We start from the raw sequence: 15,441 nt of genomic DNA on the forward strand, positions 1-15,441 counted from the left end.
GACAAAGCGGGGGCGGAGAGTGGGCGCACTCGGGTCATTTTGGAGATGAGTGAGAAGGAAGCACGCCGCGGAGCCGCCCCCGCGTCGATCACCCTAGCGAAGCGCGGCCCGGCGCCCGAACGGTTTTCCGCTCACACCCTCTTCCTACCCGTGAGTAGCTTCGCTACAGTGGCCGCACGCACCACCGCCGGGCTTCGGGAGCCGCACCGGCGGGGGCCTGCGGTCGCCGTGTCTGCGGCGTCCGCGCCGTGCGTCTTCACCGGCCGGTGCCGCGAACCGCGGCGGGCCGGGTTCCTCCTCGTATCAGCGTCGCTTCCTTCACCTCGAGCGCCTGAGTACCACGGCACACCCGCAGTTCGGCCGGAGCGGACCGGCCGCTGCCCGGGCATGCCGCACCCGTCATCTCCCCAAGCCCCCGCGCGTGAACCCTCCTCCGGCGGCGGCCGCCCCCGGCGTTCCGGGCGCGGCGGCGTGCCCGCCGGAGCACGCGCGGGCCCTTCATGACTAGGAGTCAGGACATGGAGCGTCCCTTCCCCGCCGTCGCCGTCGTCGGCCTCGGCACGATGGGTGCCGGCGTCGCGGTGGCGGTCGCCAAGAGCGGCCGCCGGGTGATCGGCATCGAAGCCTCCGAGGACTCGGCCGCCCGGGCCCTGGCCCGGATCGAGGAGGCGACCGCGCACGCGGTCGACCGGGAGCGGCTCACCGCCGAGGAGCGCGCCGGACTGCTGGCCCGGATCTCGGTCGGGCACGAGCTGGCGGCCGCCGCCGACGCCGACCTGGTGATCGAGGAGGTGCCCGAGCAGCTGGAGCTGAAGCGGGAGATCTTCGCCGAGCTGGACCGGATCTGCCCGGAGAGCACCGTGCTGGCCACCGGCACCACCGCGCTCTCGGTGACCCGGATCGCCGCCGCGACCGCCCGTCCGGAGCGGGTGCTGGGCCTGCACTTCTTCAACCCGGTGCACACCATGAAGCTGGTCGAGGTGGTCCGCACCGTGCTGACCTCCCCGCGGACCGCGGAGGACGCCGCCGCGTTCGCCCGCGACCTCGGCAAGGAGCCGGTGGCAGCCGGCGACCGGGCCGGCTTCGTGGTGAACGGCCTGCTGTTCGCGTACCTGAACCAGGCCGCCGCGATGTACGAGTCCAAGTACGCCTCGCGGGAGGACATCGACGCCGCGATGCGGCTCGGCTGCGGCCTGCCGATGGGCCCGCTGGCGCTGCTCGACCTGATCGGCGTCGACACCGCGCGCACCGTCCTGGAGGCGATGTACGAGCAGTCCCGGGACCGGCTGCACGCCCCCGCCCCGATCCTCGGCCAGCTGGTCGCGGCCGGGCTGCTGGGCCGCAAGTCCGGCCGGGGCTTCTACACCTACGAGGCGCCGGGCTCGTCCAAGGCCGTGGACGCGGCCACCGGGCCGGCCCTGCCGAAGGTGCCGGGCCGCGAGGTCCGCACCGTCGGCGTCTGCGGCTCGGGCACGATGGCCACCGGCATCGCCGAGGTCTTCGCCAAGGCCGGGCACCCGGTGCTGCTGGCGGCCCGCAGCGAGGAGAAGGCCGAGCGGGCCAAGGCGCAGCTGGCCAGGTCGCTGGAGCGCTCGGTCGCCAAGGGCCGGATGTCCGCCGAGCAGCGGGACGCCGCGCTGGCGCTGGTCACCCCGGTCGGCCGGTACGCCGAGCTGGCCGAGGTGGACCTGGTGGTCGAGGCGGTGGCGGAGGACCTGGAGGTCAAGCGGGAGCTGTTCGCCACCCTGGACAAGATCGTCAAGCCGGGCGCGGTGCTCGCCACCACCACCTCCTCGCTGCCGGTGATCAGCTGCGCGACCGCCACCTCGCGGCCGCAGGACGTGATCGGCATGCACTTCTTCAACCCGGCGCCGGCCATGAAGCTGGTCGAGGTGGTCTCCACCGTGCTGACCGCGCCGGACGTCACCGCCACCGTGCTGGAGCTGACCGCCAAGGTCCGCAAGCACCCGGTGGAGTGCGGCGACCGGGCCGGCTTCATCGTGAACGCGCTGCTCTTCCCCTACCTGAACGACGCGGTGCGGATGCTGCAGGAGCACTACGCGACGGTGGACGACATCGACACCGCGATGAAGCTCGGCTGCGGCTACCCGATGGGCCCGTTCGAACTGCTGGACGTGGTCGGCCTGGACGTCTCGCTGACCATCGAGCAGGTGCTGCACCAGGAGTTCCGCGAGCCCGGCCTGGCCGCCGCGCCGCTGCTGGAGCACCTGGTCGCGGCGGGCTGCCTGGGCCGCAAGACCGGCCGCGGCTTCCGCGACCACGCGCGCCGGTGACCACGCCGCAGACCGGGGGCGGCGCCGCGCAGGGGCCCGGCACGCCCGCCGGGCAAGCTCCGTACGGCGCCGGGACCCCTCCGTACGGCGCCGCGGCCCACGGCAACGGCGCGCCGCCGCTCGGGGCCGCGTCCGTCGGGCGTTCCGGCTGGAGCCCCGGGACGGTGTCCTCCCGCTGGCCGCGGCCGGCCGTCACCGGTCCGGTCGCCCCGGTGCGCCGGGGAAGGCCCGCGGCCGCGCCCCCGGGGCCGTGTAGCGTTCCGGACATGGATCGGGTTCAGTCAGCCTCCCCGCAGCACCCCGCCGGTTCGCACGGCGCCGACCGGACGACCCCCTCGACCGGCGGCACCGGGCCGGAGGGCGGGCCGGGCAGCCGCCGGGCGGCGGCGCAGCGCCAGCAGATGCGTCAGGACCTGGCCACGGCCGCGATGGAGCTGTTCGCCTCGCAGGGCTACGAGGAGACCACGGTCGACCAGATCGCGGCCGCCGCAGGGGTGGCCCGGCGCACCTTCTTCCGGTACTTCCGGTCGAAGGAGGAGGCAATCTTCCCCGACCACGACGACACCCTCGTCCGGGTGGCCGACCTGCTGGCCAGCGCCGAGCCGGAGGAGCACCCGCTGGACGTGGTCTGCCGCGGCATCAAGGAGGTGCTGCGGATGTACGCCTCCACCCCGGGGGTGTCGGTCGCGCGGTACCAGTTGATCCGTCAGGTCCCGGCGCTGCGCGAGCGGGAGATCGCCGTGGTGGCCCGCTACGAGCGGCTGTTCACCCGGTACCTGCTGGGCCGCTTCGACACCGGCGAGCCCATCCCGTCCGGCTGGCAGCGCGGCGGCGAGGACGACTCGATGCTGGCCGAGGTGTCGGCGGCGGCGGTCGTCGCGGCGCACAACCACGTGCTGCGGCGCTGGCTGCGGGCCGGCGGCCGGGGGAACGTGGAGGAGCAGCTGGACCACTCCTTCGAGGTGATCCGGCGGACCTTCTGGGCCTCCAGCGCCCCGGGGGCGAGACGTCGGGGATCCGTGGTGGCACCCGGTGCCAACGGGGCGCCCGGTGACATCGTGGCGGAGAGCGCACTGAGTGCCAGCCCCGGAGGTGAGGTGCTCATCACAGTCGCCCGGACGGACGCTCCGCTGGATGTCGTGGTGGACAGTATCCGGGCCGCACTGAGCAGCGCCCGGGAGTCATAGCCCCAGCATTTTCGCAGGTCAGAGCGGTATCGAAGGCCCGCGTCGACTTCTCGACGCGGGCCTTCGCCATGCCCGCGCAACGCGCGTCACGCGCCGTTCCGGCCCGTTCCGGAGCCCCGGAATTGCTGACACCCGGTGTCTTTACGAGTGGCACAGGGTGCCACTACCTTGTTACTCACCAGTCGCGGCGCCGCGGCTCCCCACCTCGGCGCGCCGTCGTCCGGCGTTCCCACACCCCGGGAGCAGAGCCAGCACAGGCCCGGTCCACACCGGGCGCCCAGCCTGACCCGCCCACCACCCACCTCAGCGAAGCCGGTGTCCGCTCCCGGCTCCCCCAGACGCCCTGTGACCCTCACACAGGTACGCCTTCGGAGGCAGCCATGCAGGAAATCCTCGACGCGATCCTCAGCAACGACGCCACGTCGGAGGACTACGCCGCGATCAAGCTCCCCGAGTCCTACCGAGCGGTGACGCTCCACAAGGACGAGGAGCAGATGTTCGCGGGCCTCGACAGCCGCGACAAGGACCCCCGGAAGTCCCTCCACCTCGACGAGGTGGCCCTGCCCGAGCTCGGCCCCGGCGAGGCCCTGGTGGCCGTCATGGCCAGCTCGGTGAACTACAACACCGTGTGGAGCTCGATCTTCGAGCCGGTCTCCACCTTCGGCTTCCTGGAGCGCTACGGCCGGCTGTCCCCGCTCACCAAGCGCCACGACCTGCCGTACCACGTCCTCGGTTCCGACCTCGCGGGCGTCGTGCTGCGCACCGGCGCGGGCGTCAACGCCTGGAAGCCGGGCGACGAGGTCGTCGCGCACTGCCTCTCGGTCGAGCTGGAGTCCCCGGACGGCCACAACGACACGATGATGGACCCGGAGCAGCGCATCTGGGGCTTCGAGACCAACTTCGGCGGCCTGGCCCAGATCGCGCTGGTGAAGACCAACCAGCTGCTGCCCAAGCCGAAGCACCTCACCTGGGAGGAGGCCGCCTCCCCCGGCCTGGTCAACTCCACCGCCTACCGCCAGCTGGTCTCGCAGAACGGCGCCGGCATGAAGCAAGGGGACAACGTGCTGATCTGGGGCGCCAGCGGCGGCCTCGGCTCGTACGCCACCCAGTACGCGCTGGCCGGCGGCGCCACCCCGATCTGCGTGGTCTCCAGCGAGGCCAAGGCGGACATCTGCCGCGCCATGGGCGCCGAGGCGATCATCGACCGCTCCGCCGAGGGCTACAAGTTCTGGAAGGACGAGAACAACCAGGACCCGCGCGAGTGGAAGCGCCTGGGCTCCAAGATCCGCGAGTTCACCGGCGGCGAGGACGTGGACATCGTCTTCGAGCACCCGGGCCGCGAGACCTTCGGCGCCTCGGTGTACGTCACCCGCAAGGGCGGCACCATCGTCACCTGCGCCTCCACCTCCGGCTTCATGCACCAGTACGACAACCGCTACCTGTGGATGTCGCTCAAGCGCATCGTCGGCTCGCACTTCGCCAACTACCGCGAGGCCTTCGAGGCCAACCGCCTGGTCGCCAAGGGCAAGATCCACCCGACCCTGTCCAAGGTCTACTCCCTGGAGGAGACCGGCCAGGCCGCCCTCGACGTGCACCGCAACAAGCACCAGGGCAAGGTCGGCGTGCTCTGCCTCTCCCCCGAGGAGGGCCTGGGCGTGCGCGACGCCGAGCTGCGCGAGAAGCACCTGCCCGCCATCAACCGCTTCCGGAACGTGTGAGACGCCTCCGATGACCGAGCCCCAGAAGCGCGACCGGCCCTGGCTGATGCGCACCTACGCCGGCCACTCCACCGCGAGCGACTCCAACGCGCTCTACCGGCGGAACCTGGCGAAGGGCCAGACCGGCCTGTCCGTCGCCTTCGACCTGCCGACCCAGACCGGCTACGACTCCGACCACGTCCTCGCCCGCGGCGAGGTGGGGCGGGTCGGCGTGCCGGTCGGCCACGTCGGCGACATGCGCGCCCTGTTCGACGGCATCCCGCTCGAACAGACCAACACCTCCATGACGATCAACGCCACCGCGATGTGGCTGCTGGCGCTCTACCAGGTGGTCGCCGAGGAGCAGGGCGCCGACATCGCCAAGCTCACCGGCACCACCCAGAACGACATCGTCAAGGAGTACCTGTCGCGCGGGACGCACGTCTTCCCGCCCGGCCCGTCGGTGCGGCTGATCACCGACATGATCGCCTACACGGTCGGCAACATCCCCAAGTGGAACCCGATCAACATCTGCAGCTACCACCTGCAGGAGGCCGGGGCGACGCCCGTCCAGGAGATCGCGTACGCGATGTGCACCGCCATCTCGGTGCTCGACGCGGTCCGCGACTCCGGCCAGGTGCCGGCCGAGCGGATGGGCGAGGTGGTCGCCCGGATCTCCTTCTTCGTGAACGCCGGCGTGCGCTTCGTCGAGGAGATGTGCAAGATGCGCGCCTTCGCCCGGCTCTGGGAGAAGGTCACCCTGGAGCGCTACGGCGTGACGGACCCCAAGCAGCGCCGCTTCCGCTACGGCGTCCAGGTCAACTCCCTCGGCCTGACCGAGGCCCAGCCGGAGAACAACGTCCAGCGGATCGTCCTGGAGATGCTGGCCGTCACCCTCTCCAAGGACGCCCGCGCCCGGGCCGTCCAGCTGCCCGCCTGGAACGAGGCGCTCGGCCTGCCCCGGCCCTGGGACCAGCAGTGGTCGCTGCGGATCCAGCAGGTCCTGGCGTACGAGTCGGACCTGCTGGAGTACGGCGACATCTTCAACGGCTCCGAGGTGATCGAGACCAAGACCGCCGCGCTGCTGGCCGGCGCGGAGGCCGAGATCGCCAAGGTGCTGGAGATGGGCGGCGTCATCCCGGCCGTCGAGTCCGGCTACCTGAAGTCCAACCTGGTCTCCTCGCACGCCGCCCGCCGGGCCCGGATCGAGTCCGGCGAGGACAAGATCGTCGGGGTCAACTGCTTCGACACCACCGAGCCGAGCCCGCTCACCGCCGACCTCGACACCGCGATCATGGTCGTCGACCCGGCCTCCGAGCGGTCCGTGCTCGCCGCCCTGGAGGCCTGGCGCGGACAGCGCGACGAGGCCGCCGCCCAGGAGGCGCTGGAAGGGCTCAAGGCCGTCGCCGCCACCGAGGCCAACCTGATGCCGGCCACGCTCGCCTGCGCCCGGGCCGGCGTCACCACCGGCGAGTGGTCCTTCGCCCTGCGCGAGGTCTTCGGCGAGTACCGCGCCCCCACCGGCGTCGGCGGCGCGCCCGTCGCGGTCGCCGCCGAACCCGGCGGGGAGCTGGAGCAGGTCCGCGCCGCGGTCGCCGCGACCGCCGCGGAGCTGGGCGCCGGCAAGCTGCGCCTGCTGGTCGGCAAGCCCGGCCTGGACGGGCACTCCAACGGCGCCGAGCAGATCGCCGTCCGGGCCCGCGACGCCGGCTTCGAGGTGGTCTACCAGGGCATCCGGCTGACCCCGGAGCAGATCGTCTCCGCCGCCGTCGCGGAGGACGTCCACTGCGTGGGCCTGTCGATCCTCTCCGGCGCGCACTGCGAGCTGGTGCCCGACGTCCTCAAGCGCCTGGACCGCGCCGGGGTGCAGGATGTCCCGGTGATCGTGGGTGGCATCATCCCGGCAGCGGACGGCGAGGCCCTCAAGGCCGCCGGCGTCGCCGCCGTGTTCACCCCGAAGGACTTCGGCATCACGACCATCATCGGCCGGATCGTGGACGAGATCCGGCTCGCCAACAAGCTCCAGCCGTGGACGCCCGCACCGACCCCGGCCTCGAACTGACCAGCTGACCAGCTGACCACTGGGAAGGAACAGAACCACCCTCATGACGAACGTGAACCGTCTCCGCCCCCGCCGCTCCTGCCTCGCCGTGCCGGGCAGCAACCCGCGCTTCCTGGAGAAGGCCCAGGGCCTCCCGGCCGACCAGGTCTTCCTCGACCTGGAGGACGCCTGCGCCCCGCTGGTCAAGGAGAGCGCCCGGCACAACATCGTCGACGCCCTGAACAACGGCGACTGGGGCAACAAGACCAAGGTCGTCCGGGTCAACGACTGGACCACCCACTGGACCTACCGCGACGTGATCACCGTGGTCGAGGGCGCCGGCCCCAACCTCGACTGCATCATGCTCCCCAAGGTCCAGGACGCCGAGCAGGTCAAGGCGCTCGACCTCCTGCTCACCCAGATCGAGAAGACCATGGGCTTCGAGGTCGGCAAGATCGGCATCGAGGCGCAGATCGAGAACGCCAAGGGCCTGATCAACGTCGACGCCATCGCCGAGGCCTCGCCCCGGCTGGAGACCATCATCTTCGGCCCCGCCGACTTCATGGCCTCCATCAACATGAAGTCCCTGGTCGTCGGCGAGCAGCCGCCCGGCTACGGCGCCGACGCCTACCACTACATCCTGATGCGCATCCTGATGGCCGCCCGCGCCAACGACCTGCAGGCGATCGACGGCCCCTACCTGCAGATCCGCAACGCCGAGGGCTACCGCGAGGTCGCCGGCCGCTCCGCCGCCCTCGGCTTCGACGGCAAGTGGGTGCTGCACCCGGACCAGGTCGCCGCCGCGAACGAGATCTTCTCGCCCTCGCAGGAGGACTACGACCACGCCGAGCTGATCCTCGACGCCTACGACTGGTGCACCTCCGAGGCGGGCGGCGCCAAGGGCTCCGCGATGCTCGGCGACGAGATGATCGACGAGGCCAGCCGCAAGATGGCCCTGGTCATCGCCGGCAAGGGCCGGGCCGCCGGCATGGAGCGCACCACCAAGTTCGAGATCCCGGAGGCCTGACGCCATGCAGTTCGGACGCACCTACGAGGAGTTCGAGGTCGGCGCGGTCTACAAGCACTGGCCCGGCAAGACGGTCACCGAGTACGACGACCACCTCTTCTGCCTCCTCACCATGAACCACCACCCGCTCCACATGGACACCAACTATGCGGAGAAGACGACGGACTTCGGCAAGAACGTCGTGGTGGGCAACTACATCTACTCGCTGCTGCTCGGCATGTCCGTCCCGGACGTCTCCGGCAAGGCGATCGCCAACCTGGAGATCGAGTCGCTGCGCCACATCGCGCCGACCTTCCACGGCGACACCCTCTACGGCGAGACCACCGTGCTCGACAAGTGGCCGTCCAAGTCCAAGGACGACCGCGGCATCGTGTACGTCGAGACCAAGGGGTACAAGCAGGACGGCACGGTCGTCTGCGTCTTCCGCCGCAAGGTGATGGTGCCGACCGCGACGTACACCAAGGAGCGCGGCGGCGAGCAGCCCGGCCGCCCCACCCCGCTCCCGTAATCCCTCCCACCCGGAGACCCCGGAGGGGCAGGCCGCCGTCATCGGCCGACCCCCACCCGGTATCGGGGGCCCTGCTGCCGCAGCCACGCCGGCAGGGCCCCCGCAATCCCCCCCCCGCCCTCTTAGACCTTTCCGGAGCCGCACGATGGGACGCCTCGCACAGACCGACGGCCTCACCGAGATCCAGCGGGACATCCTCGCCACCGTGCGGGATTTCGTCGACAAGGAGATCATTCCGGTCGCGACCGAGCTGGAGCACAAGGACGAGTACCCGACCGCCATCGTCGAGGGCATGAAGCAGCTCGGCCTCTTCGGTCTCACCATCCCCGAGGAGTACGGCGGCCTCGGCGAGTCGCTGCTCACCTACGCCCTGGTGGTCGAGGAGATCGCCCGCGGCTGGATGTCGGTCTCCGGCATCGTCAACACCCACTTCATCGTGGCGCACATGATCAACGCCCACGGCACCCAGGAGCAGAAGGACCACTTCCTGCCGAGGATGGCCGCCGGCGAAATCCGCGGCGCCTTCTCGATGTCCGAGCCCGGCCTCGGCTCCGACGTTTCGGCCATCTCCACCAAGGGCGTCAAGGACGGCGATTCCTACGTCCTCAACGGCCAGAAGATGTGGCTCACCAACGGCGGCACCTCCACCCTCGTCGCGGTCCTCTGCAAGACCGACGAGGGCGGCAACACCCCGTACAAGAACATGACCACCTTCCTGATCGAGAAGGAGGCCGGTTTCGGCCCGAACCCCAAGGTTCCCGGCCTGACCGTGCCCGGCAAGATCGAGAAGATGGGCTACAAGGGCGTCGACACCACCGAGCTGGTGCTGCAGGACGTCCGGATCCCGGCCGACCGCGTCCTCGGCGGCGTCCCGGGCAAGGGCTTCTACCAGATGATGGACGGCGTCGAGGTCGGCCGCGTCAACGTCGCCGCCCGCGGCTGCGGCGTCGCCCGCCGCGCCTTCGAGCTGGGCATCTCCTACGCCCAGCAGCGCTCCACCTTCGGCAAGAAGATCGCCGAGCACCAGGCCATCCAGTTCAAGCTCGCCGAGATGGCCACCAAGGTCGAGGCCGCCCACCAGATGATGGTCATGGCCGCCCGCAAGAAGGACAGCGGCGAGCGCAACGACCTGGAAGCCGGCATGGCCAAGTACCTCGCCTCCGAGTACTGCAAGGAGGTCGTCGAGGACGCCTTCCGCATCCACGGCGGCTACGGCTTCTCCAAGGAGTACGAGATCGAGCGCCTCTACCGCGAGGCCCCGATGCTGCTCATCGGTGAAGGTACTGCGGAGATCCAGAAGATGATCGTCGGACGCCGGCTCCTGGAGGAGTACCGGATCGCCGAGTGATCCCGGGCCGCCCGCGACGCACCGCGTCCCGGGCGGCCCCCTCGAACCGCCGGTGGACGGGCGTGCGGGCCCGGACCGGCGGAGCGCCGTGCCCCGTCACGGGCCCGGCCTGGTCCGCCAGGGTCCGGCACGGCCCTCCGGAAGCGGCCGTAGGGCGTACAGCTGCGACAGCGCGCCCTGCGGCCGCTTCCGCACACCTTCTTCCGGCCACTACGGCCGTTTCCCCCGGCGGGTTCCGTCGGGGGACCTGTTGAGACAAGTCTCACCAGCCGTGTCCGGTCCCTTGGGAACCGGACCGGGTCGAGCTACGGTCGTAGAGGTGGGACGCGCACACGCACTCCCACCGGACACATGAACGAGCAGGCGGGTTGCCCACCCACCGTGTGCTCCCGATAGCATCCACCGGGACAGCAAGCCGTCCCTCTATTACCGATTCCGCGGTGGCCCCCGTCCAGCGGCCATGATCCCCCGCGACAAAGGTCTTCGATGCCCATCAGCCCGTCCCCTCACCACTCCGTCTCGGACCGCGATGCCCTCGCAGCCCCGGCGGCCGGTCGGCGACCCCGCGTGACCATCGCGCGCGGAGCCACCCCCTGGTTCGTCCCCACCCTCGCCACGGCAGCCGTGACCACCGCCCTCACCCGGCGCAGCGGCAAGTGGGCCCTGGCCGCGGTACCGGCCTGTGCGCTCAGCGCTGGCATGCTGTGGTTCTTCCGCGACCCCGAGCGTGAGATCGGCACGGGCAGAGTGATCTCGCCCGCCGACGGCGTGGTGCAGAGCATCGACGCCTGGCCGGACGGCCGCACCCGGGTCGCGATCTTCATGAGCCCGCTCAACGTCCACGTCAACCGCGCGCCCCTGCCGGGCACGGTGACGTCGGTCGAGCACGTCGCGGGCGGCTTCGTCCCCGCGTTCAACAAGGACAGCGACCAGAACGAGCGGGTCGTCTGGCACTTCGACACCGAGCTCGGCGACATCGAGATGGTCCAGATCGCGGGGGCCGTGGCCCGCCGCATCGTGCCGTACGTCGCCGCCGGTACCAAGGTCGACCAGGGCGACCGGATCGGCCTGATCCGGTTCGGGTCCCGGGTCGACACCTACCTGCCGGCCGGCGTCGAGGTCGGCGTCGAGGTCGGCCAGAAGACCACAGCCGGGGTGACGCGCCTTGACCGTGACTGATCCTGAGACAATCGTCGGCCTGGACGACGAGGAGACGTCCCTGCGCCGCCGCCGCTGGGCGCGCGACCGCGAGCTGCGCGCCCCGCGCTCTCCCCAGCACCTGTCCACCGCCGACTTCCTGACCCTGGGGAACGCCGTCTGCGGCTTCCTGGCGATCTACTCGATCACCACCGGGGTCCTCGTCCCGCACATCACCAACCCGGACGCCGCTCCGGACCGGCACAGCGCCGCCACCGCGGTCACGCTGCTGCTCATCGGCTCGATGTGCGACCTCTTCGACGGCCTGGTGGCGCGCAAGCTGCGCTCCTCCGCCCTCGGAGCGGAACTGGACAACCTCGCGGACCTGATCAGCTTCGGCATCGCGCCGGCCTACTTCGTCGCGGTCTGGGGCATGGTCTCCCAGGGCTCCAACAGCAAGCTCTCGGCGCTCATCGCGATCACCGTGCTGCTCGCCGTCGTCCTGCGGCTGGCCCGCTTCTCGGCCGTCAAGATGCGGCCCGGGGTGTTCCAGGGCATGCCCTGCCCGATGGGCGCCATGACGGTCATCGCGATCGTGCTGCTCGACCCGCCGTTCCTGCCCGGTCTGCTCGCCATCTTCGGCGCCGCTTACCTGATGGTCAGCCGGATCGAGTACCCCAAGCCGCAGGGGCTGCTGGCCACCGCCACGCTCTGCTGGATCGTGGTCTCCATCGGCTGCCTGGCCGCCTGGGCCACCGGGCTGCCCGGCGGCGACGCGCTCATGCACGTCGGCGCGTTCGCCCAGATCACGCTCGCGGCCATGGCGCCGCTGCTGGTCATCCGCCGCAAGGTGGGCCAGAAGGTCGGCGACGTCCGCGCCCGACGGGCCGAGTCGCGCCTCGGCTGATCCCCGCCTTATGACGAAGGGCCCGGAACCGCATCGGTTCCGGGCCCTTCGTCGTTCTCACCTGCCTGCGGTGGCTACGCGCCGCCGGTGTGCACGCTGAACGCCGAGCGGCGGGCCGCCCTGGCCACCCCCGGGTCCGGGTGCACGCTGGAGACCGCCGTCAGCACCGAGGCCGCCCGCGGGTGCCCGGACTGCCGGGCCCGGGCGAACAGCCGCACCGGATCGCCCGCCGCGGCGCCCTCGACGTGGCCCACCAGCAGCTCCACCTCGCCGTGGTCCAGCACCGCCGCCGCCGTGTCCACCCAGAGCCAGGCCGCGTCCGCCGCACCCAGCACGTCCGCCGGGGAGACCCCCTCGTCCGCGCGCTCGGCCAGCCACAGCAGCGCGTACGGGCGCAGCACCGGCTCGTCCACCGACGCCCGCACCGCCTGCTCCGCCGGACCGCCGGCCACCCGCAGCGCCTCGAAGGCGAGCCCGCGCACCAGCGCGTCGTCGCCCTGCGCCGCGTCCAGCAGCTCCGCCACCGCGCGGTCCGCCGGACGGGCCGCGACCCAGGCCCGGTACTCGGCCCGGGCCGGGCCCGGCGAGTAGTCGGCGCACGCGTTCAGCAGCTCGAAGGCGCTCTGCTCGATGTGCCCGGCCGCGGTCTGCGCGACCGTGCAGATCTCCTCCAGCTTCGCCCGCACCGCCCAGTGGCCGAGCGGCGACAGGTCGGCGGCATCGTCCCTGCGCGTCAGGGCGCCGACCGCCGCCAGGCCGTCCAGCATCCAGTCCAGGACGGCGGCCACGTCCGAGGGCGAGGCCGGGGTGTCGATCTGCGGCTCCCGGCAGGTGCCGCGGACCGCGGACACCGCGGAGGCCGCGTGCGGCACCGGCGACAGCCCCGGGCCACCGGGCCCGCCGCCGACCCGGCGCTCGTCCAGGCCCCGGCGCAGCAGCTCCAGCAGCTCGCTCTCCGGCACCGGGCCGTCCACCAGGTGCAGGAAGGAGAGCAGCTGCGGGGCCTGGTCCACGGCCTGCCCGGCCAGCACGGCGAACACCCCGCGCAGCGCGGCGGGCGGCACCGGGGCGAGCAGGGTCCAGGCGTCGAACAGCGCGGACCAGCCGCGCACCACGGCCTCGTCGTCGTGCTCCCAGGCGTGCAGGCGCCAGCCCGGGCCGGCCCCGTTGTCCCGGGCCTCCACCAGGCCGACCAGGAGCGCCTGCCCCCAGGCCTTGGTGGCGGCGCCGACGGTCATGGCCAGGGCCCGGCCCGCCGCACGGGCGTCGTCCGGGAGCAGCTCGCCACGCTTGTCGACTTCCTCCAGCTCCCCGGCCCAGCGGGCGATCCGGACGGCGTCCACCAGCATCCGACGGGCCAGCGGGGCAAGCTCGGCCGGCGCGGGGAAGCCCTCGGGCACGGGAACCCGGCCCCGCCCGGGAGCCGGCACGGGACCCCGTCGCCGGGGTACGGCGTTACGGGGTACACCCGCCCCGGTCGGCCTGCCACCGTCGGGCCGGTGGGCCGTACCGGGGAGACGGGTCACCGTCGCACCGGTACCGATCGTCGGCGGGAGCGGGGCATCACGGTCGCGCGGATTCCGAGACGTCACGTCGAGCAGTCTTCCCCTTGTACGGGCCTTCTGTCACATCCGGTTGTCCGTACGACCGGACGACCGGTGGCCGCACCTCCGCAAGATCGGGCAACAGAGGCAAACCGCCTGGCCGGAAACGTGTGGCCTGCTCATGCCAGGTGAGCCGGAACGGTCGCTGGGCCCGTTCGAGTGGTCACGCAGCGTGTCGACAGGGCCGAAGGGTGGGACCAAAGTTGTGCCTCCGGCTGGCCGATGTTCGCCGCACCCGCCGACGGAACCCTCAACTCCCGCTGGGGCTGTCCAGCCCGAATCCAGCCCGAATCCAGCCCGAATCCGGACGGATGGCGGCCGGATGGGGGGCCGGAGCGTGCCGATCGTGGAGCGCGAGAAGTCGGCTCCGTCGACTTCTCGCGCTCCGGCCGCTCCCGTCGGCGGTCAGAGCAGCGGGGTGAGCCAGCGGCGGAGGAGTTCGGTGTAGTGGTCGGGGGCGGTGTTCCAGAGGGTCGCGTGGTCGCCGCCGGGGAAGGAGCTGAGGCTGACCACGTCCGGGCGGGCCGCGGCGAGGCGTTCGGCGCTGCTGAACGGGGAGACCTGGTCGGTGGGGCTGTGCAGGAGCAGAGTGGGCACCCGCAGGTCGGCGCCCTCGGCGATGCGGGAGAAGTCGGCGAGGTCGACGCCGGTGCGGCCCTGCGCGGCGAGGGCGCCGAGTTCGGCGACCGCACCGCGCAGGCCGAGCCGTTCGGCGTCGCGGCGGGCGGTGCCGGGCAGGTCGAGGACCGGCGAGTCGAGGATCAGGCCGCTGATCGCGTGCGCCCAGGCCGAGCGGGCGGCCGTCTGCAGGACCATGGTGGCGCCGACCGACCAGCCGTACAGGACGACCCGGCCCGCGCCGTTCTCCAGCGCCAGCCGTACCGCGGCCTCGACGTCGCGCCACTCGGTCTCGCCGAAGTGGCTGTACCCGTCCGGGGAGGCGGGGGCGCCCTCGTCGCCGCGGTAGGTGACGGAGAGGACGGGCAGGCCGAGGCGGTCCAGCACGGGCAGGACGGGGAGGGTCTGCTGGCGGTCGGCCCCTGGGCCGTGGACGAGGACCACCCAGGTGCCGCGCTTGCCGTGGAGGTACCAGGCGGGGAGGTCGCCGAGTTCGCCGTCGGCGGCGATCTCGGTGTAGGCGAGGCCGAACGCCCGGGTGGGGTCGCCGAGGTGGACGCGCGGGGTGAAGCGGACCTCGGTGCCGGGGGCGAGGGTGCCCTGGTCGGCGCGGACCAGCCGGCGGGTGACGCCCTGCTCGTCGCTGCGCAGGACCTCCTCGACGACCGCGTGCCCGCCGTCCGCCCACTCGACCGCCCAGCGGCCCGGGTGCCGGCTCTCCGGCCCGGGGCTGAAGGTGATCCGGCCGGTGCCGAGGCTCCGGACGACGACCGGCCCGGACTCCTGGACGGCGGTCACCGGGCGGAGCATCCGCTCGGAGGCCCGGCGGCCGACCACCAGGACCACGGCCCCGGCCCCGGCCCCGACGGCGGCGGCCGCCACGGCGGCAGCGGTTCCCCAGCGCATATCGTTCCCCGCTCTGTTGCTCACGGACCGGACGGTGTTCGTGCACCAGTCCACCGGCGCCCCGCCCGCCCGGCCACCGGACTGGGCCGTCCGGGTCACTCGGCGGGGGCCCTAGGGCGTGTCTTGTGGATCTTGTCGGATCAGGCCGCGGCGTCAGGGTGCGTGCA

General features: G+C 72.2%; 11 protein-coding genes. 9 read left to right on the forward strand and 2 right to left on the reverse strand.

Translation table 11 applies throughout. The annotated features are described in order from the left end of the window. Nucleotides 1–518 precede the first annotated feature (518 nt). From IE332_RS14800 to IE332_RS14840, 9 genes are all read left to right on the forward strand, one after another. Nucleotides 519–2,294 (forward strand): 3-hydroxyacyl-CoA dehydrogenase family protein, encoded by a 1,776-nt coding sequence (locus IE332_RS14800; protein ID WP_189916309.1) that lies wholly within the window; start codon nt 519–521, stop codon nt 2,292–2,294. 266 nt (nt 2,295–2,560) lie between these two features. After that, complete coding sequence (locus IE332_RS14805) at nt 2,561–3,481, forward strand: TetR family transcriptional regulator (protein WP_189916310.1); 921 nt, start codon at nt 2,561–2,563, stop codon at nt 3,479–3,481. 380 nt (nt 3,482–3,861) lie between these two features. Beyond that, nucleotides 3,862–5,199 (forward strand): crotonyl-CoA carboxylase/reductase, encoded by a 1,338-nt coding sequence (ccrA, locus tag IE332_RS14810; protein WP_189916311.1) that lies wholly within the window; start codon nt 3,862–3,864, stop codon nt 5,197–5,199. A gap of 10 nt (nt 5,200–5,209) precedes the next feature. Then, nucleotides 5,210–7,240, forward strand: a complete 2,031-nt coding sequence (locus IE332_RS14815) for an ethylmalonyl-CoA mutase (protein ID WP_189916312.1) — start codon at nt 5,210–5,212, stop codon at nt 7,238–7,240. Between the two features lie 43 nt (nt 7,241–7,283). After that, nucleotides 7,284–8,246 (forward strand): HpcH/HpaI aldolase/citrate lyase family protein, encoded by a 963-nt coding sequence (locus IE332_RS14820; RefSeq protein ID WP_189916313.1) that lies wholly within the window; start codon nt 7,284–7,286, stop codon nt 8,244–8,246. A gap of 4 nt (nt 8,247–8,250) precedes the next feature. Beyond that, nucleotides 8,251–8,754, forward strand: a complete 504-nt coding sequence (locus IE332_RS14825) for a MaoC family dehydratase (RefSeq protein WP_189916314.1) — start codon at nt 8,251–8,253, stop codon at nt 8,752–8,754. A 145-nt stretch (nt 8,755–8,899) separates the two neighbouring features. Further along, the gene (locus IE332_RS14830; protein ID WP_189916315.1) at nt 8,900–10,102 is read left to right on the forward strand and encodes an acyl-CoA dehydrogenase family protein; all 1,203 of its coding nucleotides are present in this window, start codon (nt 8,900–8,902) and stop codon (nt 10,100–10,102) included. Between the two features lie 486 nt (nt 10,103–10,588). Then, entirely contained in the window at nt 10,589–11,281 is a 693-nt protein-coding gene (locus IE332_RS14835; RefSeq protein WP_229928606.1) for a phosphatidylserine decarboxylase, read from the forward strand. Next, complete coding sequence (locus IE332_RS14840; protein WP_030242067.1) at nt 11,268–12,146, forward strand: CDP-alcohol phosphatidyltransferase family protein; 879 nt, start codon at nt 11,268–11,270, stop codon at nt 12,144–12,146. The genes IE332_RS14835 and IE332_RS14840 overlap by 14 nt, the downstream gene beginning before the upstream one ends. A 74-nt stretch (nt 12,147–12,220) precedes the next feature. On the opposite strand, the gene IE332_RS14845 is transcribed toward IE332_RS14840, so the two are convergent. Together IE332_RS14845 and IE332_RS14850 are read right to left on the reverse strand one after the other, a co-directional pair. Beyond that, nucleotides 12,221–13,546 (reverse strand): hypothetical protein, encoded by a 1,326-nt coding sequence (locus tag IE332_RS14845; RefSeq protein ID WP_229928607.1) that lies wholly within the window; start codon nt 13,544–13,546, stop codon nt 12,221–12,223. A 609-nt stretch (nt 13,547–14,155) separates the two neighbouring features. After that, entirely contained in the window at nt 14,156–15,298 is a 1,143-nt protein-coding gene (locus tag IE332_RS14850) for an alpha/beta hydrolase family protein (protein ID WP_229928608.1), read from the reverse strand. Nucleotides 15,299–15,441 lie beyond the last annotated feature (143 nt).

Source organism: Kitasatospora xanthocidica (assembly GCF_014656195.1).
GTDB lineage: Bacteria > Actinomycetota > Actinomycetes > Streptomycetales > Streptomycetaceae > Kitasatospora > Kitasatospora xanthocidica.